This is a genomic window from Planctopirus hydrillae (assembly GCF_001707835.1).
Taxonomy (GTDB): domain Bacteria; phylum Planctomycetota; class Planctomycetia; order Planctomycetales; family Planctomycetaceae; genus Planctopirus; species Planctopirus hydrillae.
Window position 1 is genome coordinate 1 of record NZ_LYDR01000026.1, and the last position, 321, is coordinate 321.

Here is a 321-nt window from a genome sequence, read left to right on the forward strand (position 1 = left end):
TTATAAAATTATCTGAATTATTTGTGACTACAGCAAGATATTTCAGTGACTAAAATCTCCCAGAGATTTAAAATGTTGAAAATATTTGTTTCTATTGTACCTTTTCCTTATTATTTTCTTAGATAAAAAATATTAGCAACTTTATATAATAGCTGGCTGATGGGCTAAAGAAGGAAAGCTTTCTAAAATCTCCATCTATAAGTTCTATGAAGTGCTTGTTTTTATTTTGAATATAGGTACCAAAAAGACCCTGATGCTGGCAAAGATGGAGTGCAGGAGAAGGGGACAACAGAGGATGATATGGTTGGATGGCATCACCAA

Annotated in this window: 1 protein-coding gene; it reads right to left on the reverse strand. The window is 32.4% G+C overall.

Annotated elements, in window-relative coordinates; all coding sequences use genetic code 11:
• Nucleotides 1-118: 118 nt before the first annotated feature.
• Nucleotides 119-321, reverse strand: a 203-nt coding sequence (locus tag A6X21_RS25860; RefSeq protein ID WP_205847370.1) for a hypothetical protein, incomplete at its 5' end; no start/stop codon positions are given.